26 protein-coding genes are annotated in these 24423 nt (G+C 32.5%); 16 read left to right on the top strand and 10 right to left on the bottom strand.

Going from position 1 to position 24423, the window contains the following annotated elements:
• Position 1 precedes the first annotated feature (1 nt).
• From rplI to rpsF, 3 genes are all read right to left on the bottom strand, one after another.
• Positions 2 to 439, bottom strand: coding sequence for a 50S ribosomal protein L9 (gene rplI / locus ACEN2K_RS11720; protein WP_441759511.1), 438 nt, complete (start codon positions 437 to 439; stop codon positions 2 to 4).
• 65 nt (positions 440 to 504) lie between these two features.
• Entirely contained in the window at positions 505 to 801 is a 297-nt protein-coding gene (gene rpsR, locus ACEN2K_RS11715; protein WP_026709514.1) for a 30S ribosomal protein S18, read from the bottom strand.
• Positions 802 to 806: 5 nt separating this feature from the next.
• A complete protein-coding gene (gene rpsF / locus ACEN2K_RS11710) occupies positions 807 to 1148 on the bottom strand; it encodes a 30S ribosomal protein S6 (RefSeq protein WP_074723697.1) in 342 nt (113 codons plus the stop codon).
• A gap of 164 nt (positions 1149 to 1312) precedes the next feature.
• On the opposite strand from rpsF, the gene ACEN2K_RS11705 reads away from it, so the two are divergent.
• Positions 1313 to 2008: a LytR/AlgR family response regulator transcription factor gene (locus ACEN2K_RS11705; RefSeq protein ID WP_441759510.1), complete on the top strand. Its 696-nt coding sequence runs from the start codon at positions 1313 to 1315 to the stop codon at positions 2006 to 2008.
• Between the two features lie 9 nt (positions 2009 to 2017).
• On the opposite strand, the gene priA is transcribed toward ACEN2K_RS11705, so the two are convergent.
• The 4 genes from priA to nadC all read right to left on the bottom strand — a co-directional run bounded on the left by priA (position 2018) and on the right by nadC (position 7038).
• Positions 2018 to 4501 carry a replication restart helicase PriA gene (priA, locus tag ACEN2K_RS11700; RefSeq protein ID WP_441759509.1) on the bottom strand — a complete coding sequence of 828 codons (2484 nt, stop codon included), beginning with the start codon at positions 4499 to 4501 and terminating at the stop codon, positions 2018 to 2020.
• 63 nt (positions 4502 to 4564) lie between these two features.
• Complete coding sequence (locus tag ACEN2K_RS11695) at positions 4565 to 4990, bottom strand: DUF2147 domain-containing protein (protein ID WP_441759508.1); 426 nt, start codon at positions 4988 to 4990, stop codon at positions 4565 to 4567.
• Positions 4991 to 5117: 127 nt separating this feature from the next.
• Positions 5118 to 6050: a YihY/virulence factor BrkB family protein gene (locus tag ACEN2K_RS11690; RefSeq protein WP_441759507.1), complete on the bottom strand. Its 933-nt coding sequence runs from the start codon at positions 6048 to 6050 to the stop codon at positions 5118 to 5120.
• Positions 6051 to 6180: 130 nt separating this feature from the next.
• On the bottom strand, positions 6181 to 7038 hold the full coding sequence (nadC, locus tag ACEN2K_RS11685) for a carboxylating nicotinate-nucleotide diphosphorylase (RefSeq protein ID WP_441759506.1): 858 nt from the start codon (positions 7036 to 7038) through the stop codon (positions 6181 to 6183).
• Positions 7039 to 7411: 373 nt separating this feature from the next.
• Here nadC and ACEN2K_RS11680 point away from each other — a divergent pair, with 373 nt between their 5' ends.
• From ACEN2K_RS11680 to ACEN2K_RS11655, 6 genes are all read left to right on the top strand, one after another.
• Positions 7412 to 8476, top strand: a complete 1065-nt coding sequence (locus tag ACEN2K_RS11680) for an endonuclease/exonuclease/phosphatase family protein (RefSeq protein ID WP_441759505.1) — start codon at positions 7412 to 7414, stop codon at positions 8474 to 8476.
• Between the two features lie 109 nt (positions 8477 to 8585).
• A complete protein-coding gene (locus tag ACEN2K_RS11675) occupies positions 8586 to 9848 on the top strand; it encodes a DUF2254 domain-containing protein (protein WP_441759504.1) in 1263 nt (420 codons plus the stop codon).
• A gap of 137 nt (positions 9849 to 9985) precedes the next feature.
• Positions 9986 to 11833, top strand: coding sequence for a mechanosensitive ion channel family protein (locus tag ACEN2K_RS11670; RefSeq protein WP_441759503.1), 1848 nt, complete (start codon positions 9986 to 9988; stop codon positions 11831 to 11833).
• A 216-nt stretch (positions 11834 to 12049) separates the two neighbouring features.
• Positions 12050 to 13468 carry an adenosine deaminase gene (locus ACEN2K_RS11665; RefSeq protein WP_441759502.1) on the top strand — a complete coding sequence of 473 codons (1419 nt, stop codon included), beginning with the start codon at positions 12050 to 12052 and terminating at the stop codon, positions 13466 to 13468.
• Between the two features lie 6 nt (positions 13469 to 13474).
• A complete protein-coding gene (rlmH, locus tag ACEN2K_RS11660) occupies positions 13475 to 13948 on the top strand; it encodes a 23S rRNA (pseudouridine(1915)-N(3))-methyltransferase RlmH (RefSeq protein ID WP_441759501.1) in 474 nt (157 codons plus the stop codon).
• 310 nt (positions 13949 to 14258) lie between these two features.
• Complete coding sequence (locus ACEN2K_RS11655; RefSeq protein WP_441759500.1) at positions 14259 to 14702, top strand: CHRD domain-containing protein; 444 nt, start codon at positions 14259 to 14261, stop codon at positions 14700 to 14702.
• Here ACEN2K_RS11655 and ACEN2K_RS11650 read toward each other — a convergent pair.
• Both ACEN2K_RS11650 and folP read right to left on the bottom strand, forming a co-directional pair.
• On the bottom strand, positions 14699 to 15319 hold the full coding sequence (locus ACEN2K_RS11650) for a hypothetical protein (protein WP_441759499.1): 621 nt from the start codon (positions 15317 to 15319) through the stop codon (positions 14699 to 14701). The genes ACEN2K_RS11655 and ACEN2K_RS11650 overlap by 4 nt on opposite strands.
• Positions 15320 to 15321: 2 nt before the next feature.
• Positions 15322 to 16146: a dihydropteroate synthase gene (gene folP, locus ACEN2K_RS11645; RefSeq protein WP_441759498.1), complete on the bottom strand. Its 825-nt coding sequence runs from the start codon at positions 16144 to 16146 to the stop codon at positions 15322 to 15324.
• Between the two features lie 148 nt (positions 16147 to 16294).
• Here folP and ACEN2K_RS11640 point away from each other — a divergent pair, with 148 nt between their 5' ends.
• From ACEN2K_RS11640 to ACEN2K_RS11600, 9 genes are all read left to right on the top strand, one after another.
• Complete coding sequence (locus ACEN2K_RS11640) at positions 16295 to 16837, top strand: DUF1599 domain-containing protein (protein WP_441759497.1); 543 nt, start codon at positions 16295 to 16297, stop codon at positions 16835 to 16837.
• 15 nt (positions 16838 to 16852) lie between these two features.
• On the top strand, positions 16853 to 17953 hold the full coding sequence (locus ACEN2K_RS11635; RefSeq protein WP_441759496.1) for a BT_3928 family protein: 1101 nt from the start codon (positions 16853 to 16855) through the stop codon (positions 17951 to 17953).
• Between the two features lie 80 nt (positions 17954 to 18033).
• The gene (locus tag ACEN2K_RS11630; RefSeq protein WP_441759495.1) at positions 18034 to 19110 is read left to right on the top strand and encodes an ABC transporter permease; all 1077 of its coding nucleotides are present in this window, start codon (positions 18034 to 18036) and stop codon (positions 19108 to 19110) included.
• A gap of 211 nt (positions 19111 to 19321) precedes the next feature.
• Positions 19322 to 19822, top strand: coding sequence for a TlpA family protein disulfide reductase (locus ACEN2K_RS11625; RefSeq protein ID WP_441759494.1), 501 nt, complete (start codon positions 19322 to 19324; stop codon positions 19820 to 19822).
• A gap of 50 nt (positions 19823 to 19872) precedes the next feature.
• Positions 19873 to 20625, top strand: a complete 753-nt coding sequence (gene tpiA, locus ACEN2K_RS11620; RefSeq protein ID WP_441759493.1) for a triose-phosphate isomerase — start codon at positions 19873 to 19875, stop codon at positions 20623 to 20625.
• Positions 20626 to 20732: 107 nt separating this feature from the next.
• Positions 20733 to 21593, top strand: a complete 861-nt coding sequence (gene prmA / locus ACEN2K_RS11615) for a 50S ribosomal protein L11 methyltransferase (RefSeq protein ID WP_441759492.1) — start codon at positions 20733 to 20735, stop codon at positions 21591 to 21593.
• A 41-nt stretch (positions 21594 to 21634) separates the two neighbouring features.
• The gene (locus ACEN2K_RS11610) at positions 21635 to 21910 is read left to right on the top strand and encodes an ATP-dependent Clp protease adaptor ClpS (RefSeq protein WP_441759491.1); all 276 of its coding nucleotides are present in this window, start codon (positions 21635 to 21637) and stop codon (positions 21908 to 21910) included.
• 99 nt (positions 21911 to 22009) lie between these two features.
• Positions 22010 to 23281: a sterol desaturase family protein gene (locus ACEN2K_RS11605; RefSeq protein ID WP_441759490.1), complete on the top strand. Its 1272-nt coding sequence runs from the start codon at positions 22010 to 22012 to the stop codon at positions 23279 to 23281.
• 9 nt (positions 23282 to 23290) lie between these two features.
• Positions 23291 to 23962 carry a lysoplasmalogenase gene (locus tag ACEN2K_RS11600; protein WP_441759489.1) on the top strand — a complete coding sequence of 224 codons (672 nt, stop codon included), beginning with the start codon at positions 23291 to 23293 and terminating at the stop codon, positions 23960 to 23962.
• A gap of 47 nt (positions 23963 to 24009) precedes the next feature.
• Here the strand turns inward: ACEN2K_RS11600 and ACEN2K_RS11595 are convergent, their stop codons facing one another.
• The gene (locus ACEN2K_RS11595; RefSeq protein WP_441759575.1) at positions 24010 to 24423 is read right to left on the bottom strand and encodes a DUF6691 family protein; all 414 of its coding nucleotides are present in this window, start codon (positions 24421 to 24423) and stop codon (positions 24010 to 24012) included.

Genomic DNA, 24423 nt, shown 5'->3' with positions numbered 1-24423 from the left:
ATTATTCTGCAATAATCTCATAAGGTAATTCAACGATTACATCTCTGTGTAAACGAACACTTGCAGTGTATTTACCAGTACGTTTAACGATACCACTAGTGATGAATTTTCTATCAATTGATTGACCACCTTTAGCTAAAGCATCTGCGATGTCAATATTCGTGATTGAACCGAATAATTTTTCACCACCTGCTTTTGCAGTAATTTTAATTTCGATAGCTTTTAAGTTTTCTGCTAATGCTTGTGCATCTGCTACTACTTTAGCTTCTTTGTGCGCTCTTTGTTTTAGGTTTTCAGCCAATACTTTCTTTGCAGAAGAAGTAGCTAATTGAGCAAATCCTTGTGGAATTAAATAGTTACGACCGTATCCGTTTTTCACAGTTACTACATCGTCTTTAAATCCTAAATTCTGAACGTCTTGTTTTAAAATAAGTTCCATGTTGTTGTCCTTTATTATAGAAGTTAGGTTTCATGTTTCAGAAAACCAACAACTGAGTTTAAATATTATTTTAGTAAATCAGCCACATATGGCATTAAAGCTAAGTGACGTGCTCTTTTAACAGCTACTGACACTTTTCTTTGAAATTTCAATGAAGTTCCTGTTAAACGACGAGGAAGAATTTTTCCTTGCTCATTAACGAATTTCAATAAGAAATCAGCATCTTTATAATCGATATACTTGATACCAGATTTTTTGAAACGACAGTATTTCTTTTGTTTGTTAGTTTCTATGTTTAAAGGCGTAAGATATCTGATATCCCCGTCTTTTTTTCCTGAAGCAGATTGTTGTAATGTTGCCATAATAATTAAGCTTTTTGAGATTTAAGTTTTGCTCTTCTTCTTTCAGCCCAAGAGATAGCATGTTTGTCAAGACTTACCGTTAAAAAACGCATAACTCTTTCGTCACGTCTGAATTCAGTTTCAAAAGCGATTAAAACCTCTCCTGATACGTTATATTCAAACAAATGGTAAAATCCAGATTTTTTGTTTTGGATTTCGTAAGCCATTTTTTTAAGACCCCAGTCCTCTTTAGATACAAAAGTAGCACCTCTACTAGTAAGAAAATCTTCAAATTTGCTTACTGTTTCCTTTACCTGAACATCAGATAAAACGGGATTTAAAATGAAAACAGTTTCATAATGATTCATAAAAATTTATTTTATTGTTAATTTGGCTGCAAAAGTAAGCTTTTTATTTGAACCTCCAATACTTTTTTCAATAATATCGTTGAACTACAAAAAAACATGATAAATTATAGTTAAATATAAAAAAATAGATTAAATTTACTATTCCAAATCTTAAAATAAATATTATGAAACTAAACTGTGTCGTTGTAGATGATAGTTCTATCCAAAGAATGATCATAGCAAAGTTAGTCAATAATCATCCCAACTTACATTTAATAGGTGATTTTTCTAATGCAATTGAGGCTAAAAGTTGTATGTCTATACACAATGTAGACCTAATATTTCTCGATATAGAAATGCCTGTTATAAGTGGTTTTGACTTTCTAGATGGTTTAAAAATTAAACCTCAAATCATATTTATCACATCTAAAGCAGAATATGCAATGAAAGCTTTTGATTATGATGCTACCGATTATCTTCAAAAACCAATTGCTATTGACCGATTTAACTCTTCAGTTAAAAGAGCAATGGACATGCATTTGTTAAAAAAAGACACCAAAGAAGAAGAAGGAGAGCATATTTTTATTAAAAGCAATTTGAAAAAATTAAAAGTGTTCACTTCTAAAATTAAATGGATTGAAGCTTTTGGTGATTATGTAAGAGTAGTTACTGAAGACGATAGTAATTTAGTGCTTTCAACCATGAAGTCTTTTGAGAATGATCTATCAAAAAAGAAATTTGTAAGGGTACATAAATCGTACATTATAAATATAGATAAGGTAGAGCGCTTTAACAGTAAATTTGCTGAGATAGGTGTCACTAAAATACCTTTGAGTAGAAATAAAAAAGAAGACCTAGTAAAAGCCTTATCATTTGCATAAAAAATTACTCTAGTAAAAGTCAACGTTTACCATCACTTTGATCGCTCTATACTGAGCAACCGCATCAAAACTATTCAGCATTTTCTGAATAGTTTTTTTTGTGCCTACAATTGAAGTGTTTTGTGGCAATTTTATAATTATAGTTCGAATGTATTCATTCCTTATTCTATTAATAGCTGGTTCCTCTGGTCCTAGAACAGGTATTTGAAGATTTTGATTCATTACTTGATACAGCCAGTTAGCACCTTCTTTTAACTTCTCGAAATCCCTATGTTTAAGCGTCAGTTTTATAATCCTATAATAAGGAGGGTATTTATAGATTTGCCTGTCGTACAACTGTTCCTTGTACATTCCAGCATAATTATTAGTTGTTACCTGCTGAATAGTGTTATGATCTGGATTATAGGTCTGAATAATGACTTTCCCTTGCTTTTCTGAACGTCCTGCCCTTCCTGCAACCTGTGTCATCATCTGGAAGCTTCTTTCAAAGGCCCTAAAATCGGGATGATACAGCATATTATCCGCATTCATTATCCCTACTAAACTAACGTTATCAAAATCCAATCCTTTGGCTAACATTTGTGTACCAACCAAAATATCGATTTCTCTATTTTTAAAACTGTCAATGATTTTTTCAAACCCAAATTTACCTCGAGTCGTATCTTGATCCATTCTTCCAATTTTATTATCTGGAAAAAGCAACTCAAGCTCTTGCTGAATTTGCTCTGTACCAAAGCCTTTGGTAGTCAAATCAACACTAGAACAGCTATGACAATGTGTAGGCTTAGCTATTGCATAACCACAGTAGTGGCAGCGTAACTGGTTTTTGTGTTTATGATAGGTTAAACTTACATCACATTGTTGGCATTGCGGCACATGTCCACAAGTCATACATTCTAGTAAAGGCGAATACCCTCTTCTATTTTGAAACAAGATCACTTGCTCTCCTAAAGATACAGCGCTAGCTATGCCTTCAATTAAGGTATCACTAAAATGACCTTTCATTCTTTTTCTGAAATACTTGTCTTTTAAATCAACGAGTGCAATATCAGGCATCATTACTTTACCATAACGCTCCTTGATTTCAACAAGTCCATATTTATCAGAGACTGCATTAAAGTAAGTTTCAATACTTGGTGTCGCAGATCCTAACAATACTTTGGAATTGTAAAAATTAGCCAATACAATAGCGGTATCACGAGCATGATAACGAGGTGCAGGATCCATTTGCTTGAACGTTTGCTCGTGCTCTTCATCTACAATGATGAGTCCTAAGTCATGAAAAGGTAAAAATAAAGCCGACCTAGCTCCTATTGTTATTTGTGCTTTTTCAGAATTTTGCAATACTTGATTCCAAACTTCTACACGTTCATTATTATTGTATTTAGAATGAAAAACAGCAACTTTATCACCAAAGTGATTTCTTAACCGTCCTACAAGCTGTGTCGTTAAAGCGATCTCAGGCAATAAATAAAGTATTTGCTTTCCCGTTGCCAAGTATTCTTCAATAAGCTTACTATAAATTTCAGTTTTTCCACTTGAGGTTACACCATGTAAAAGACAAACTTCTTTAGTACTAAAATTGTCTTTGATGGCAACAAACGCTTGATTTTGAGTCTCGCTAAGGAGCAGTTCAGAATCGCTAACTTTACCGGAATAAACAACGCGGTCTTGCTGAATGAAATATTCTTCAAATATTCCTTTATCAATTAATGCTTTTACAATTGAAGAAGAGGATTGTGACTGCTCCACCAATTTTTTTACAGTTATCGGTTTAGCAACCCCTCTTTCAGCATTAGCATACGTATTACCTGAAGCTTTCAATTGGAAATAACACAAGACAACCTCTTTTTGTTTTGTAGCATTTTTTAAATCTTCCATCAAAGCTGCTAAACCTTGATTAGCCTCATATTTAGCATGTAATCGCACGTAGCGAATTAATTTAGGTTTGTAAGTGTCTTGCATTTCTTCTTCTAAAACTAAGACGTTCTTATCTATTAGCTTTTGAATAACAGGAAAAATATTTTTCTTGTTTAAAATAGCAGTGATGTCTTTAACCTTAAGGGAAGATTGGATTTGTAGCGCTTGATAGATTAAATATTCTTCATCAGATAATATGGATTCATCTATATTTCCTTCTTTTTTGGCGGTAATTAAGGTTTCGCTTTCTAACAACAATGCACTGGGCATCGCTCCTCGGTAGACATCGCCTATTGCGCACATATAATAAGAAGCAATCCATTGCCAATGTTTTATTTGAATTTCATTGACAATGGGCTTCTCATCTAAAATTTGATGAATCTCTTTGGCTTCATACAAATCAGGCTTGACTTGATGTGCATCTATTACTAATGCCGTGTAAATTTTACTTTTACCAAAAGGGACTGCTACACGCATACCTTTTTTTATATATAGGTACTCTGCTTCCGAAACGCTATAAGTAAAGGTTTTGGCAAGCGAAAGTGGTAAAATTACTTCGACAAAAAAGAGCATTTAATAAGTTCTAAGAGGTACAGAAAAAGGTATTCAGTTTATAGTTCAAATAAACACAAGTGCTTATTTCACTCGTTGCCAATATTGAGTTCTTCCAATTAATGAAAAACCAATATAACCACGTACTTTCAATTTATCTTTTTCTTCTAAAACAATAAAGCATTTGTATACTTTACCATTGTTAGGATCTAAAATTTGACCTGAATTGTATTCTTCACCATCTTTGGTCAGCCCTTTAATAACATTCAACCCAAGAATTGGTTTTCTCGCGTCGTCTCCGGGACAATTTTTACAAAGGTCCTTAGCATGTGAAGGATCAAGAATTTCTACGACTTTACCGTAAACCTTACCTGACTTCTCATAAATTTCAATAATCGATTTTGCTTTTCCTGTTTGATCATCGATTGTTTTCCATTTCCCAACAATAGATTGAGAATAAAAAACAGTAGTCATAAATAATAAAGCAATTGTTGTCATGGTTTTTTTCATAATTTTTGTTTTTTTTTTAGCCCTGATGGCAGCGGCATCCCACGCTTTTTTTTAAGCGTGGATACAGCGTACTGCAGGAAATAGCTCCTAATTTTTCTCAAACATACTATAAAATTAGCAAAACTATCTAGGTTAATTTATTAATATTTTTCTTTTTTAATTTATTTATGGTGGCATTCAACTCAAATCCTAATAATAAGATCATACAGTTAATCCAGATATAAAACATAACAATTAATAGTGTCCCTATAGAACCGTATAGTTCGTTATACTTTGAAAATCGCAATACCCAAATTCCAAAGAAATAAGAAATTGTAATGGCTAAAATTGTTGTAAATACAGAACCAATGGATATAAATGAACGTGTCTTATCATGCTTTGTACCAAATTTAAACAGTATTGAGGTAGTAATTAAAATCATTAATATTAGGAAACCATAACGCCCCATAACAATCAGTGGTATTTGATCATTTAAAAATTCACGAGCAGTTAACTTTTGAATAAAAACCTCAAAAACTACAATGATAGCTACTGTAACTATCAATAGTATTGATAATAAAACAGACATACCCACCGCAACGAAATACTGTCTAAAAAAACCTCTTTTTACTAATACGTGACGCGAGGTTTCAAATCCTCCTAAAATTGCATTTAATCCATTAGCCATTAACAAAATGGATAGCAAGAAACCCCAAGATAATAATCCAGAATGACTATTATGAATAATGTCATTGATAATGTTTGCTATAGCGTAATAGGTGTTTGGCGGTACACCATCTTCAACAAATTTTAAAAAATCTTGTTGAAATCCCTCTATAGGAATATAAGGTATTAAATTCAGAATAAAAAGGGCAAAGGGAAATAATGCCATAAAGAAACTAAAAGCAATCGCTCCAGCCCTATTTGATAATGCTCCTTCAGCAATACCGATTCCATATATTTCTAGAAGATCGTACAAGGTAAGTCCTTCTAACCATGGAAGTTCAACCTTCTTTAATGAACGTACTACCACCCGGAGTACGGGGATTTTTTCAATTCTTTCTTCTATTTCTGCAGACATTAATTAAACTTTTTCATTAGAGAAATGATTTCGAATTTAAAATAATTGGTGATCCTGTAGCTTCTTTATTACCTGCTAATTTGATGCCAAAGCTTTAAAAAGATGGTAACTGATAGCAATAATCACTTTATTAAACCGCTTTTAAGCTCAAATCCATATTGTAAATGGAATGTGTTAAAGCTCCTGAAGAAATATAATTTACCCCACAGTCAGCATATTCGCGAATTGTTTTTTCATTTATATTCCCCGATGATTCTGTTAAACATTGCGAACCTATTAGATCCACAGCCTCTTTGGTCATATTGTAATCAAAGTTATCTAACAAGATCCTATATACACCACCTGCAGCTAGTATTTCTTTAACTTCGTTCAAATCTCTTGCTTCCACAATGATTTTTAAGTCTCTATTAGTTTCTTGAAGGTAGGTTTTTGTTTTGGCTATAGCCAAAGCAATCCCACCGGCAAAATCGATATGATTGTCTTTTAACATAATCATGTCATAAAGCGCAAAACGGTGGTTCTCACCTCCTCCTATTTTCACCGCCCACTTTTCAGCGACACGAAAACCTGGTGTTGTTTTACGAGTGTCTAATATTTTAGTAGCTGTTCCTGATAATAATTGTACATAACTATTGGTCTTTGTAGCAATAGCTGACATGCGCTGCATCGAATTTAAAACCATCCGTTCTGCTTTTAAAATTGATTGTGAACTCCCAGACACATGAAACACAATATCTCCATACTGTACAGCAGCACCATCCTCAATAAAAGTGTCTACCTTTAAATTAGAATCAACATAATGAAATATCATTTTGGCAAAAGCCACTCCAGCGATAATTCCGTTGTCTTTTACTAACAGTTTAGCTTTTCCTTGTGCAGTATCTGGAATGCAAGCTAACGAACTGTGGTCACCGTCACCTACATCTTCCCGAATAGCATTTGCAATTAATAATTGTAATTCGTTTTGAAATTGAGTTTCACTAATCATTTTAAAATAAATTATATTTACTGCTAAAGTAGTCGTTTTTTTGTGGATTGAAAAACTTGTTTTGAAAAGCAAATTAATAATAGCAGTATCAGTTGACAGCCATTCTGCTAAAGCATTAAAAATAAAAACATTCCATACACGCGAGATACTAGAAAAAAAATACCTCTATTTAACATTTAAAAATAGTATAACTTGTAGTTAAAAACTTCTATCTCGAAATTTGCTACTAAAAAGTTAATAAATAGGATAGTAATGAGTACTTTTATTTTTTTAGAATGGCTTTCTTCCCTCGGAAGTAAAGCTTTGATAATGAATACCTTTCTATGTGTTTCATTTTCAAAAACTTATAATAAAACGTTTTAACCTGCCTTCAATGATGTTTCCTAAGCTTGTATTATATATTTTCTCTGCTTTATTAATGCTTACTGTAATACTGCCATTAATAAAAAAAGACTTCTGGATTTTTCGTGTATTTGATTATCCACGTTTACAAAAATTTGTTATTACCACAGCACTTCTCATCGCATGGCTCTTTTTTATAAGCGATACTGTACTGTTCGTTGATTGGTTTATCATCTGTTTTCTACTACTCACTATGATTCATCTTTTTTATGTTATTCTTCCTTTTACATTTTTAAGTAAAACGATGATTGACAGAGTAAAAGCGGCTAATAATGAAACTTTAAATTTGCTAGTTTCTAATGTGTACCAATACAATAAAAGTTATTCTAAGCTACTGGCGCTTATTAAGAAAAGAAACCCTGATGTTGTGTTCTTAGTCGAAACAGATCAAAAATGGCTTAACGCTGTAAAAGAACTTAGGCACGAATATCCTTATCATATTGAAATACCACAAGAGAACACTTATGGACTGTTATTTTATAGTAAACTGCCTTTAAAAAACCAGCAAATTAATTACTTGATTGATGACGAAATTCCATCTATAATAGCAGACATAGAATATAATAATCAGATTGTTAGAATTTATGGTTTACATCCTACTCCACCCGTACCACAAGAAAATGAATTTAGCACTGATCGAGATGCAGAGATATTAATGGTAGGGAAAATGGCCAAAGAATATCAAAAACCTTGTTTGGTTATGGGAGATATGAATGACGTGGCTTGGAGTTATACAACAAAACTATTTATAAAAACCAGTGAACTTATGGACCCTCGTAGAGGCCGAGGTATGTACAGTACTTTTAATGCTAAAAAGATATTATTTCGATGGCCACTAGATCATTACTTTTTGAGCAGCCACTTTAGATTAGTAAAGATGAAGGTAGAAAAATCCATTGATTCTGATCATTTCCCTATTAGTATTAGTCTGATTATATCAAACAAAGATGAGTCAGATAAAATGACAGCTAATGGTGAGGACAAAGCTTTAGCAGATAAAAAAATTGATGCTGGTCAAAATGGTAAACATCTATAGCAGTTCAAATAAACTAACATAGCTAATTAAGTCTTAAAGATGAAAGTTGCAACTAGCGATCTTAGCAATTGCACGTAATTTGTATTATATTAGTCTCAAACCATTATTTATGAATGAAAATATACTTTTTATTGTCCGACGTGTAAAAGAAAAATTGTGGTTTCGACCCTTAATTTTTTGTGTACTTTCCATATTAGGTGCGTTAATAGCGCAGATTGCAGACAGTACTCAGCTACACGAATTGGTACCAGAAATAAAAAATGAATCTTTAGGAGAATTACTTAGTACCATATCTGCGAGTATGTTGGTTATAGCTATTTTTGCTGTAGGATCAATGATTTCGGCATTTTCGGCAGCCAGTAATACTGCAACTCCACGTTCCTTCAAATTGATAATTGCCGATGACGTTTCTCAAAACGCACTTTCTGTTTTTATAGGTTCTTTTATTTATAGTATTGTGGCCATGGTCGCTTTAAAAAACGGTTATTATGGTAAAGCCGGACATTTTGTTTTATTTGTATTCACGCTTTTGTTTTTTGCATTAGTGATTTTAACATTTTTAAGATGGGTAGAGCGTATTTCAAAATTGGGACGACTAGGACATACTATAAAATTAGTTGAAGACGCTACAGAAAATGCTATTAAATATAGCTTACTCTCACCAGCAGTAAATACCTTAACTATAGATCCTGATCAAAAGGAAGGAACAGCTATTTATTGTAATACAACGGGATACGTACAACAAATTAACTATGGAAAATTACAAGATATTGCCGCAAAACTAAGCGCTTTTATTACCATCAACGCTATGCCAGGCACTTTTTGTACGATTGATAAACCGTTGTATTATATTAGGTTACAAAACGTGCAAGCATCAGAATCAGATTTTAAAGATTTACAAAAAGCATTTACTATGGGAGATATGCGCTATTTTGATGAAGATCCACGTTTTGGTCTTATCACATTAAGCGAAATTGCCAGCAGGGCTTTATCACCCGCCGTTAATGATCCAGGTACAGCCATACAAATTATTAGCAGTTATGTGCGTCTGTTTTCACTGTGGGCTAAACCAGCAACAGTTCAAAATGATGAAAAAAAATTCTATAATAGAATTGCTACACCTACTGTTTCAATGGAAGATTTATTTGATGATTCTTTTAGGCCTATTGCTCGCGATGGAGCGGGGAATATTGAAGTTATGATTAGACTTCAAAAAGCGTTTAAAACACTTACTACCATCGCAAATCCTGATATTCAAAAAGCCGCTTTACATCATTCTTATCAGGCTTTTGAAAGAGCCGAATTAGAAATGAAATTAGAGGCTGATCTAACTTTATTGAAAAAAGAATGTTTGTTTACTCAAAAACTATAAGGTCTCTGCAAACTCAGCCTTTAATTATTGTTGGCTTTTCCATTTTTCAAGTTTAATTAAAAATAAATTTCATGCACAGCAGCACTACATTTAGCAATTTCTATAAACAAATTAAACTCGTATTATTTGCTTTAATAATGCTATCAACATTTTATTCTATATATGGGCAGACGGACAGTATTAATAAAAAAAATGATTCTGTTAATAGTGTTATCATTACTAATTTCAATAAAAAACTAGCCATTATCGAATCTCAGAGGCTGAGTGATTCGATAAAAAAAGCCACCCTCGAAACTCAAATTTTAGCTTTAAAAACAACTGATAATCTCAAGAAAGAGGAACTTCAGCAACAATTACAAGATCTATATAATAAGGATAGTAAGCGCTTGGCTCAAAAGAAAGCACAAATTGACTTACTTCGCCTTACAGCGAAAGGATACCCAGTGCTCGGATTTTTTAATGATACCCTATTTACAATTTACAGTAAACTAGGAAGCTTTTCAGCAAAAGACAGAGCCGATGCTATTAGCAATAGAATCAAAAATTTAGCTGACCAATACCGTTTCAACGGAGACTCGATTAAAATAGTAGAAGCCGAAACGACCGTGGATTTAATGTATAAAGAAAGTATTATTATTAGTATTTCTGAAAATGACATCCTGTGGAATAACACAAATAAAAAAGCATTAGCGTCACAATATAAAGCAATTATTACCACTGCTGTAGCTAAATATAAAGATGAAACTAATGTAGCTACCTTACTTAAGGAAATAGGTTTGGCCTTATTAGTTTTAATAGTCATGGGAGTACTTATCTCTTATCTTAGAAAACTATTTTCGTGGACTGCTACCAAAATTCAGCAAGAAGAAAACAGACGCATTCATGGTATAAAAATTAGAAATTTCACATTATTTGATGCTAAGCAGCAAGTTAATGCCTTATTGAATATCAACACTTTTTTTAAATGGATCTTTATTTTATTATTGGTATATATCGCATTACCCATTCTTTTTGGAATCTTTCCTTGGACGAAAGATTTTGCAGGAACTCTATTTGGATACATCCTTAATCCGCTTAAAAAAATAGCCATTGGATTCTGGAATTATCTTCCCAATCTGATAACTATTTTGGTGATCATCTTTGTTTTCCGATATGTTTTAAAAGCTATAAGTTTTTTAAAAAATGAAATACAAAAAGGCAATCTTGAAATACCAGGTTTTTATGCTGATTGGGCTAATCCTACCTACCAAATCATTCGCGTCATTGTATTTGCCTTTATGGTTGTTGTAATTTTCCCTTATTTACCAGGTAGTGATTCTCCTGTATTTCAAGGTGTTTCTGTATTTTTAGGGTTCTTATTTACCTTTGGTTCAGCAGGGTCATTGTCTAATATTATTGCTGGACTTATCTTAACCTACATGCGTTTATTCAAAATAGGAGATCGTGTGAAAATTGGTGAAGTTGTGGGAGATGTTATCGAAAAATCGTTACTCGTCACTAGAATTAGAACTATTAAAAATGAGATTATTTCAATTCCTAATTCTACCGTAATGGGCAGTCATACGATAAACTACAGTAGTGATGCACCCGAAAAAGGACTGATTATACATTCTAAGGTGACCATTGGTTATGATGTACCATGGAAGCTCATGCATCAGGTTTTGATAGAAGCAGCAACGAAAACAGAGCTTGTACTTCCAGATCCTAAACCATTTGTACTACAAACCAGTCTCGATGATTTTTATGTGTCTTATGAAATAAATGCATATGTAAAAGAGCCTAATAAGCAAGCAATCATCTATTCTAATTTACATCAAAATATTCAAGACGTATGCAATGAAAACGGAATCGAAATCATGTCACCTCATTATCGCGCAGCTAGAGATGGTAATGCAGCTACCATCCCAGCAAGCTATTTAGCAAAAGAGTATAAAGCCCCTTCATTTAATGTAAACTTTAAAAGTATCCCTCCAGATAGTGAATAAAGACTATTAACATTTTAAATATAGTAATGTGTAGTATAAGTTCTTTTTATGTCGAAAATTAGAATTGCAATAACGCAGCATTTTTTTTAATCTTATAATCTATTATCTTTGTTCCGTTTTAGAGTAAAACCAAAGGTGCAGATTACTTCTTAACCACCAATCAACTGCAATAAATTTCCTTTAAAACGCTACTATTACGATAACTAAAACCAAATTATGAAATTATATATTGCATTGCTTTTTTCGGCTATACTTAACTTTAGCTATGCACAAACAGCAAATACCTATTTTGAAAAAATAAGAAATAATGAAGCTGAGTTGACTGCTTTTTTTTCTCAAATGCCTAAAGGTGGAGACTTACACCATCACTATAGCGGTTCCATTTATGCAGAGCCAATGCTCGAAGACGCAATCAATGAAGATTTTTATTTGAATACTGTTACCATGCAAGTGTTAAAAGAAAAACCAGCAACAGGACACTGGGAGCAATTTTCTACAATCAACAAACGTGGTGAATTATATGCTTACAAACAAAAAATCATGGAAAAATGGTCGGCTAAGGATTATAATGGCGTGAGCTATCCTTCTGATAAATTATTTTTTGAATCTTTTGACAAGTTCAGTCCAACCATTCCAGGACATTTTGGTGACGGTTTGATGGAACTTAAAAATAGAGCGATTGCAGAAAACCTAAGCTACATAGAAACACAATTATCTACCATTCCTTCTGATATTAACACAAGTGATTTAATTGAAGTTAATGCTCAATTAAGGAAACTAGCAGCAAATAGAGATGAAAAGGGAGTTAAAAAGCTTTTAGAATCACTTTATAAAACGTTCCAAAAAAGAGAAGCTAAAAAATACGCCATAGATTTCAATACTAATTTTGTTGCAAAAATGCACAACGACCTAAATATTGATGATGCTAATTTCACTATGCGTTATCAAAATTTTGTTTTGCGTTTTATGGAGCCGGTGGATTTGTTTAAGAACTTAGTTGTTGCCTTTATCTCAGCTGATTCAAGTGATTTGATGGCTGGTGTGAATGTTGTCTCACCAGAAGATGGGGAAAATTCTATGAAAGATTACTGGCTACACATGGTTATGTTTAACTATTGCCACAGCATTTTTCCAGATGTTAAATACACTTTACATGCAGGCGAGTTGACTCTAGGCTTAGTGCAACCAGAAGATCTGACTTGGCACATTAACGATGCTATCTATGTAGCTGCTGCTAACCGTATTGGTCATGGTGTAGATATGCCTTATGAGAAAAATGCTTATTCCTTATTGAAATATATGGCCAAACAACAAATTCCTATTGAAATTAATTTGGTTAGTAATGAGTTTATATTAAAGGTTAAAGAAAATCGCCATCCTATTTCTTTATACAGAGAGTTCAATGTTCCAATAATTATTAGTACAGATGATGCAGGAATTTTACGTACTAATATGACAGAGCAATATGTACTTTTAGCCACACGGTATAAAGATGTTAGTTATGCTGACATTAAGCAATATGTATACAATAGCATCAACTATAGTTTTATCAAAGAGGCTAAAGTAAAAAAGCGACTGCTAAAAGATTTGGATCTTCGATTTGAAAAATTTGAAGCTAATTTTCCTTTAAAATAAAGTCTAATGAATATTAAACTAATCGCCATTGGTAAAACAGATAATAAAGCGTTGCAAACTTTAATTGATGATTATACCAAACGCCTGTCTTTTTACATAAAATTTGATCTAGAAATTATTTCCGATATCAAAAATGTTAAAAACCTTTCTGAGAGTCAGCAAAAAGAAAAAGAGGGGGAATTAATTTTGGCTAAAATCACACCAACAGACCAACTCATTCTGTTAGATGAGAATGGGAAAAACTTCTCTAGCGTTGGTTTTTCTGATGAATTACAAAAGAAAATGAACTCAGGTGTAAAAACATTAGTATTTGTTATTGGCGGCCCGTATGGATTTTCGGAAACTGTTTATGCTAAAGCAAAAGGTAAAATATCACTTTCATTAATGACATTTTCACATCAGATGGTTCGCTTGTTTTTTATTGAACAATTGTATCGCGGATTTACCATTTTGAGAAATGAGCCATACCACCACCAATAATTTAAAAAACATCCACGATTTTAGCTACATATTTCTTTTTTTGGGAAATTTTATAATTTCTTTAGATATGAATTTCCACATCCAAAATGCATTAATAGTAATGCACTTTCAAGACAATTCTCATTAATCACTTAAATACATTCCTGATATTTAGGTGATTAACGAGAATTATTTTTTTTAATTAGAATAAACTTGCCTATATTTAATATCTGAAATGCCAATGTCTTTTAATAGATGACATTCTCATTAATGCCAAATCCTTACTGATGCTACTTACAACTTTATGACTATCTGATTAAAAACTACTCCTATGAAAAAGTATATTGTTATTTTATTTGTTTTATTGGTACAAATAATAAGTATATCTTGTGACAACTGCGATGATTCTCAACCAACTACAGCTAGTTACACCAATTTTGAAGCAAATTTAAATGGAGTGAATCAAGTTCCTAGCAATGCATCAACAGCAACGGGCACTGCTAAATTAATTTATAATAATCTGACAAATACTTTCAAAGTCACTGTTACTCATAGTTTAACAACGGTTACCGCTGGTCAAATTTATATAAGTAATGCTGATACAAATAAAACCACTATTAATACCTTTACAAATGTATCTTCGCCATTTACATACACTAGTGCTAAACTAACTCCCGAACAAAAAGCCGACTTACATTCTAATCGATATTATATCAATTTATCTAGTAGTACATTTCCTGATGGCGAAATAAGAGGACAATTAATTACAAATTAGTACACAAATTCCTGTTCACTTATTGCTTTAATTTTTAATTTTTTTAGGAGAATTTTATCTTGTAAATAGCTCTTAAAACAAAGGTTTTTATCAAAACACAACATGAACTTTGTGTTCGGTTTATCTCTTAGTACACTTAAAATTAGATTTTTAATTTCTTCTTTTTTAATACGCCTATCTCCCATTATAATCTCATTATTCTTAGTAAAGAATAATACTGCCCCTTTTGGTTTTTTCATTTGATAATATACTTTTGTAAAAGGTACAAAAGCCAAGTTTTTGCCTATACTATCAGCATAAGAAAAGTAATTTTCAGCTTTTTCGTTTTTATGCGCTTTCTCTTTTCGTTTTTTATTTTGTAATTTCATTAACTCTGGAATCACTAATCGCAGGGGAAGGCGTTTATCAATATTCAAAATCCAGTTGGTCGTAATGATACTGTTTTTCCTATTGACTTCTACTAAGGTATCTTTTCCATTCGTCCTGAAAAAAAGATAAATCGGAGAATGGTCTTGAACGTCTGCAATAATTGTTACATCTGATTTTGGTAACAGCAGATCTTCTTTATTACAACACGATATAAAAAATAAAGTGATAAGAACGATACAGTATCTCATTATTAAGAATTTAATTGGTTCCATAAGGTAACACTTTCTGCAGCTTCTTTGACATCATGAACTCGCAAAATATTGGCCCCTTTAGTCAATGCGATTGTATTTAAAAAAGTAGTTCCATTCAATGCTTCTTTTGCATTAGTATTGAGTATTTTGTAGATCATTGATTTTCTGGAAATACCTACTAAAACAGGTAACTCTAGCATTTTGAATAATGCTAATTTTTGCATAACTTCATAATTCTGTTCTGTTGTTTTGGCAAAGCCAAATCCTGGGTCAACAATCAAATCATTGATCCCAAATTTCCTTGCTTTAACTACCCTTTCTGAAAAATAGAATAACATTTCCTTTACAATATCTTTGTAGTCAGTCAGTTTTTGCATGGTCTGTGGCGTACCTCGCATGTGCATCATTATATATGGTACATTATATTTTGCAATAACTTCAAACATATTAACATCAAGATCTCCCGCCGAAATATCATTAATTAAAGCTGCTCCATTCTCTAAACATGCAGCTGCAACAGTACTTCTAAAAGTGTCTATCGATAGTAATACATCTGGAAAATGTTTGAGAATTAACTGTACCACAGGAACTATTCGCTCTAATTCTACTTGCTCAGAAACAAAATCAGCATTAGGTTTACTGGAATAAGCCCCTATATCAATAAAGGTGGCGCCATCATTGACCATTTTGTCAACTTGATTAAGTAGGTCACTTTCTTTAGTATAACTACCTCCATCAAAAAAAGAATCGGGAGTGACATTTAAAATCCCCATTACTTTTGGATGCGATAAATCAATCAGTTGTCCCTTGCAATTTATTGTCATTAATTCCTCGTTTAATTTTTCTTACTTTAAGTTTAATCTTGTTATCGCATAAAACGACTCTGTTCTTATAATTTTACCCTTCAAACGTTAAACTTTTTTAAATTTTATCCCTATTTTTGAGCAAATTTTAGACAAATATACACCAATAATGAAGAATACTTCTCAAGAATATGATTCGGTGATTGCGATATGTCGCGCACTGTTCATCAATAAAATGACAGATTACGGTAGCGCTTGGCGCATATTGAGACTGCCCTCATTAACAGATCAAATTTTTATTAAAGCACAACGCATCCGTAGTTTGCAAGAAAATGAAGTTCGAAAAGTTGATGAAGATGAAAAAGGAGAATTTATTGGTATTATCAATTATTCTATCATGGCTTTGATTCAGCTAGAGTTAGGTGTCGTAGATCAACCTGATTTAAATGTGGAGCGCGCTACTCAATTATATGATGCTAAAGTCAAAATCACCAAAGAATTGATGGAGGCTAAGAACCATGACTATGGAGAGGCTTGGCGAGAAATGCGTGTGAGTTCTTTGACTGATCTGATTCTTCAAAAATTATTACGTGTAAAGCAAATAGAAGACAATAAAGGAAAAACAATCGTTTCAGAAGGTATCGATGCAAACTATCAAGACATGATTAACTATTCCATTTTTGCCTTAATTTTAATGGGCACAAAACAATAAATTTACGTTTTAAATATGAAAAACATTATTACTCAATTCTCCAGAATATTTGTAGGCTTATTATTTATAATTTCAGGATTAATCAAACTGAATGATCCTGTAGGATTCTCGTATAAATTAGCCGAGTATTTTAGCGAACCCGTTTTTAACATGCCATTTTTAGTTCCATTTTCATTAGGACTAGCTATGTTCTTAGTTATTGTAGAGGTTGTTTTAGGGGTTATGTTACTCATTGGATATAAATCAAAATTTACGATTTGGAGTCTGCTTTTAATGATAGTTTTCTTTACATTTTTGACTTTCTATTCGGCTTACTACGATGTAGTTAAAGACTGCGGATGCTTTGGAGATGCCTTAAAATTAACGCCTTGGCAATCGTTTACTAAAGATGTGGTTTTGCTGTTCTTTATTCTAATTCTGTTCTTCAATAAGCACTTAGTACAGCCCCTGTTTGATAAAAGTATCCAAAATATAATCGCTTATGCCAGCATCGTTTTATGCATGTTTATGGGAGTTTGGGTATTAAACCATTTACCCATCATTGATTTTAGACCTTATGCTGTAGGAAATAATATTCAAAAAGGAATGGAAATTCCTGAGGATGCACCAAAATCAGTTGTAGAAATGGTATTTATTTACAATGTAAATGGTGTCAATAAAGAATTCAAAGAAGCAGATTTGATGGCCATTCCAGAGGGAGCAACATTTGTTGATCGAAAAGATAATGTAATAACTGAGGGCTATGTTCCACCCATCCATGATTTCACAATGATGAAAGATGGTTCAGATTACAAAGATGAGTTACTACAAGAACCTAAGTTAATCATGGCGGTGAGTTATGATCTGTCTATTGCCGATGAGGCAGGTATGTCTAAACTGAAAAAGCTATACGGTGAGGCTACGGCCAAAGGCTATAAAATGATTGGAATGACAAATTCATCACAAGAACAAATTACAAAAGCCAAGAAAAAATATGGACTTAATTTTGATTATTATACTTGTGACGCGATTGCTTTAAAAACTATTGAGCGAGCAAATCCAAGTATTGTAGTCCTTGAAAAAGGGACGATCAAACAAAAGGTACATAATAACGATATTGAAGATTTGAAATTGTAAATTCCAGTCTATTGTAAGTCTTACCATTTGAGAATTATTTAAGGCAAGGCTTTAAAATCCATTATTACACCCCAACTAAAATGTTAAAATACTTTTTTAATAAACTAGGCTACGCATTACTTACTCTTTATGGCGTAATTACGGTGATTTTCTTTTTATTTAATGTTTTGCCGGGTGATCCTGCGAGAATGATGCTGGATCAAAATGAAAATTCAGAGCAATTAGCTCTCATTAAGAAAAAGTATGGTTTTGATCAACCTATTGCTACTCAGTATTTGTATTATCTTAATGACTTATCTCCTATTTCATTTCACAGTAATGACATCGAAGATTATACTTATTTAAGCGAGGGAAAGTACAACGCTAGCACGCTCTTCACCATTGCTAATACAACTGTGGTTATAAAGACTCCGTATTTGAGAGAAAGTTTTCAGAAAAGCGGAAAAAAAGTTTCTGAAATAATTGGAAATACCTTACCAAGTACTGCAATATTAGCGCTATTTGCAATTGTCATTGCAATTGTTTTTGGCGTAATTTTAGGTATCATATCTGCATTGCATAAAGACAGTTGGATTGATCGTACCATTGCGCTGATTAGTACATTAGGAATGAGTATTCCTTCCTTTTTTAGTGCCATTTTGTTTGCATGGCTGTTTGGTTTTGTATTACAAAAATACACCCACCTTAATATGACTGGGAGTTTATATGAAGTAGACGATTTTGGGAACGGCAGTTATATTCAATGGAAAAATATTATTTTGCCGGCAGTAGTCTTAGGAATTCGTCCGCTAGCAGTAGTTATTCAGCTAATGCGTAATTCACTTTTGGAGACTTTTGGACAAGATTATATTCGTACAGCCAGAGCCAAGGGATTATCAGAATTTCAAATCATTCGCAAACATGCTTTAAAGAATTCCTTAAATCCTGTAGTTACGGCAATATCTGGTTGGTTTGCTTCAATGTTAGCTGGAGCAGTATTTGTAGAGTTTATCTTCGGCTGGAATGGTTTAGGAAAAGAAATTGTAGAAGCATTGAATAATTTAGACCTTCCTGTAATTATGGGGTCAGTTTTAATCATTGCTACTACCTTTGTGGTTATCAATATCCTAGTTGACGTAATTTATGCTTATTTAGACCCTAAAATCAGACTTTCATAGTTAAAAAACAAGTCAAATTCCGACTCATTAAACTGCAAATTAGATCTTTTATTAAGAATAGCATTAGTTATAATTTATACTATTACGTTTTCATTTTAACGTATCTGCATCAAAACTCCTATTTTCTTTCAAAATATTGCTTAAATTCAAAAAAAAACAATCTTTGATAACCATTCAAATTGTTTGTTTAACTTTGTTAAAAATAAAAAAAATGAAAAAATTACTAGCTATCGTAGTTGCTTTCGTAGCCATATCTTGTGCTAAATCTAACGCACAAAAAACTTCTTTTTCTAAAGAAGCTTTATCAGAAACACTCTTGGACACTCAAGACCAACAAATCGCTTTTCAGGATATTCTTAAAAAGTATGAGGGAAAAACATTAGTAATTGAAGTTTGGGCTTCTTGGTGTGGGGATTGTGTGAAAGCAATGCCTAAAATAAAAGAATTACAAGCTAAAAATCCAGATGTGGCTTATGTATTTATCTCTATGGATAAAACGGCTGACAAATGGAAGTCTGGAATTGAAAAACACGATTTACAAGGAGAGCACTTTATGGCTAATGACCAAATGAAAGGTGTGTTTGCTAATGCAATAGATCTAGACTGGATCCCAAGATACATTATCGTTGATAAAACAGGTAAAATTGCTTTGTATAGAGCTATAGAAACTGATTTTGATAAAATCAATGAAACTTTAAGTAATTTAAAGTAACCCATTAAATAGAACTAAAAACGAATACCCACCATATTAAAAAAACTAAAATGAGAAAGAAAATAGTAGCTGGAAACTGGAAAATGCACAAAAATGCTGAACAGACTGAGGATTTATTAAATGATTTAATTGGTAAAATTCCAACTGATTCTGATACACAAATAATAGTTGCACCTACCTTCGTAAACCTAGCCTCTGCTGTTGATCACTTAGAGTTTATCAATATTGATGTTGCTGCTCAAAATATGCATCAAGCGGAAAGTGGTGCTTTCACAGGTGAAATTTCAGCTGATATGTTAAAAAGTATTGGTGTTGACATTGTAATCCTTGGGCACTCTGAGCGTAGAGCAATTTTTAATGAAACGGATGCTTTGATAGCAAGCAAAGTAGACACGGCGCTTACTCATGATATGAAAGTTATTTTCTGTTTTGGAGAAGAATTAAAAGACAGACAAGATAAGCAGCATTTTAATGTAGTACAAAATCAATTGAAAGATGGATTGTTTCACATCGACAAATCAGCTTGGAAAAACATCATTTTAGCTTACGAGCCTGTTTGGGCTATCGGAACTGGAGAAACAGCTTCACCAGAACAAGCACAGGAAATGCATGCGTTCATTAGAGAAATCATTCGTATGAACTTTGGAAATGAAATCTCTGATGAAATTTCAATCCTTTATGGTGGAAGTGTTAAGCCTGAAAATGCAAATGAAATCTTCTCTAAACCAGATGTTGACGGTGGTTTAATAGGTGGAGCAGCATTAAAAGCTGATGATTTTGTGGCAATTATCAACGCAATCTAAAAAGAATCTTAAGTACAGAATATAAAAGCGGTAATTCATTTTACCGCTTTTTTTATTTTTATAATATTCCATAAAAGAGAAATGCTACCTTTGCAAAAAAATTACACATGTCAAATATTTATATCGGATACCATTTTAACATTGATCCAAAAGAGGCAAGCAATCGTGAACAAGCCATAACTTTAGGATCAGAAATATTAATCGCAGAATTAGGAGAGACCGCTTTTGAAAGTTTTACAGAAACAGAAAGTGGCGTTTCGGCCTTCGTACAAAAAGAGTTTTGGAATGAAAACATCCTAGAAAATGTACAAATTCTAAATTCTGAAGAGTTTAAAATTGACTATACTTTTGAAGAGATTGATCAAGTAAACTGGAATGAAGAATGGGAAAAAAACTTTGAGCCAATTGATGTAGATGGAAACTGTCATGTACGTGCCCCTTTCCACCCTAAAACTGATGCCGAATTTGACATTGTAATTGAGCCAAAAATGAGTTTTGGAACAGGTCATCACGAGACGACACATATGATGATTCAGCATTTATTAGAAATGGATGTTAATGGAATGAAAACCTTAGACATGGGATGTGGAACAGCGATTCTAGCTATTCTTGCCGAAATGAAAGGTGCGCAACCTATAGATGCTATTGACATTGACAACTGGTGTTATTTAAATTCAATTGAAAATGCTGAACGTAATAACTGTAAACACATTACTGTTTATGAAGGTGAGGCAGCTTTATTGAAAGACAAAAAGTACGATTTAATAATTGCTAACATCAACAGAAATATTTTGTTAAATGATATGCAAAGTTATGTGGACTGTTTAAATCCAAAAGGCACCTTATTACTAAGCGGATTTTATGAAGAAGATATCCCTTATATTGACGCCTCTTGTAATGAAAAAGGCTTAACATATGTTAAAAAATTTCAAAGAAACAACTGGGTTTCATTAAAATACGTAAATTAGTATCTATAATTTATTAATTACGAAATCTAAAACGTACAACTATGAGTACTAAAGAAAAAGTAAGAGAAAAAGTTAGTCGAAAAGAAGCGCCCACTTTAAACAATGAAATAGTAGTTTATAACGATGACGTGAATACTTTTGACCATGTAATTGAAACCTTAATACGGGTTTGTGATCATACAGCTGAACAAGCAGAACAATGTTCTCTTATTGTTCATTACAACGGAAAATGTACCGTAAAAACAGGACCATTAGACAAATTAACGCCTCAATGTACGCAATTGTTAGAAGCAGGCATTAGCGCTGAAATTGTTTAATACCTTACAATACCGTCAATAATTTGTAATTATTTTATTGATAATTTAAAAAACAATCTAATTTATTCTATATTTGAATAAATTAGATTGTTTTTTTTTATGGAAGAATATGGTAAAATATTGATTATTGCAATGCCTCTATTTTTAGTACTTATTATCATTGAAAAAATATATGGTATGTACAAAGGTGAGGACAATGTACCGCTAATGGATGGGGTTTCCAGCGTAAGTTCAGGGATAACTAATGCTGTAAAAGATGTGTTAGGTTTGAGCCTGACTTTTATTTCGTACGATTGGATGGTTTCTAAAATTGCTTTATTTGAAATGGAGGCAAATATTATCACTTATCTAGTCGCTTTTGTTATTATAGATTTTTATGGCTACTGGAATCATCGGATAGCACACCAGGTTAATTTTTTCTGGAATAAACATGCCGTCCACCATAGTAGTGAAGAGTTTAATTTAGCTTGCGCATTACGACAATCAATATCTACCTTTATCAATTTATTCACCTTTATCTTAATCCCTGCAGCACTAATAGGTGTTCCAGCCAAAGTAATTATAATAACGCTACCTATTCAATTATTCTTGCAATTTTGGTACCACACAAAACACATTAAAAAAATGGGGTTTTTAGAAAAAATCCTTGTTACACCTTCGCATCACAGAGTTCATCATGCGATTAATCCACAATATATTGATAAAAATCATTCACAAATATTTATTATATGGGATAAATGGTTTGGAACTTTCCAAGAAGAATTAGAGTCTGTACCTCCTGTCTTTGGAATTACAAGACCAGCAGAAACTTGGAATCCTATCAAAATAAACTTTCAACATCTTAATTTACTGATTGCCGATGCGTGGCGATCTAAGAACTGGAAAGATAAATTTACAATATGGTTCAAGCCTACAGGTTGGAGACCAGAAAATTTTGAAGAACTTTATCCTGTCAATAAAATCACAGATGTTTATAATTTTGAAAAATACGGAATGGATAATTCGGTAAAAATGAAATACTGGGCGGTAGCCCAAGTATTAATCACACTACTTTTTGTAAGTTATTTATTTGACAACATAGGGACCATTGGTCTTCCCAATATCTTTGTATATGGTGCCTTTATATTTGTAACCATATACAGCTACACAGAATTAATGGATAAAAGTAAATTCTCAGTGTACTGGGAAGCGTTACGTTTATTTTTTGGAATGGGAATACTTATTTATTTTGGCGGTTGGTTTGCTTTAGAAACTGCTTTCCCCATTATTACCTATCTTATTATTTCTTATTTTCTTTTTTCACTAGCGATGTCAATTTATTTTACCCTTTTTGAATTTAAAACGACAAAATCAATGCTTATCAATTCTTAACAAACCACTATGAAAACTGCCACATTATTAAAGAGCTACCTTGCCGTAAGTAGTATCTATCTTCTTATCATTCTTTTAGGACAAGAAAATATTGCTTGGCACATAAAGCCTTTTTTATTGCCATTTTTAATTACGGCAGTTTATGTTACTGAACATTTTTCATCTAAAAAATTTCTAATAGCAGCGCTTACATTTTCATGGATAGGCGATATTATTTTACTTTTTACAGATAAAGGCGAGTTGTATTTTATTTTTGGATTAATTGCTTTTTTAATTTCGCATCTTATTTATATAGTGTTGTTCAACAAACAAATAAAACCTAAAAACACTCGAAACAAAGCTGTTTATTGGGTAGGTGTAACAATTATTATCGTTTACTTGATGGTCATGCTCTCTGTATTGTTGCCCAGTCTTGGTGATTTAAAAATCCCTGTTTTTGTATATGCTATGGTAATTTCTACAATGCTCTTATTTGCGTTTAAAGGATTTTTAATTTGGCATAAACCTGCTAATTGGTACATTTTAACAGGAGCAATCGTATTTGTAAGTTCTGATAGTATTTTGGCATTTGACAAATTTTATAGCCCTATAGTAATGAGTTCCTTTTTTATTATGGTCACTTATTTACTTGCCCAATATTTAATTGTAACTGGTATATTGAAATTAAACCAAAAAAAATAGCATCCCCTATTAAGAGAATGCTATAAATCATCTAAAAACATATCCTTTTAATGAGGTAGTTTGTCTTTAAAAACACCATATAGATAGGTACCAAATAACGCACCAAAAAACACAATAAATATACTCCAGAAACCAGCACCTAGCAATATAAAAATAGGTCCAGGACAGGCTCCTACTAATGCCCAGCCCAGTCCAAAAAATATACCACCAATCCAATATCTTGCATTGCCCTGTTCTTTATCAGCAATTGCGATTGGTGTACCATCGATGTCTTTAATATTTTTTCTCTTTATAATTTGGATGCCAATCACACCCGTTATTACGGCCGTCATTATAATACCGTACATGTGAAAAGATTGAAATTGAAACATCTCATAGATGCGGTACCATGAAACAGCCTCCGACTTTGTTAAGACAATTCCGAAAACAAAACCTACTAGTAAATATTTTATTACATTCAT

It is taken from the genome of Flavobacterium sp. W21_SRS_FM3, from assembly GCF_052113625.1.
Taxonomy (GTDB): Bacteria; Bacteroidota; Bacteroidia; order Flavobacteriales; family Flavobacteriaceae; genus Flavobacterium.
This window is presented reverse-complemented; position numbering and strand designations above follow the sequence as displayed.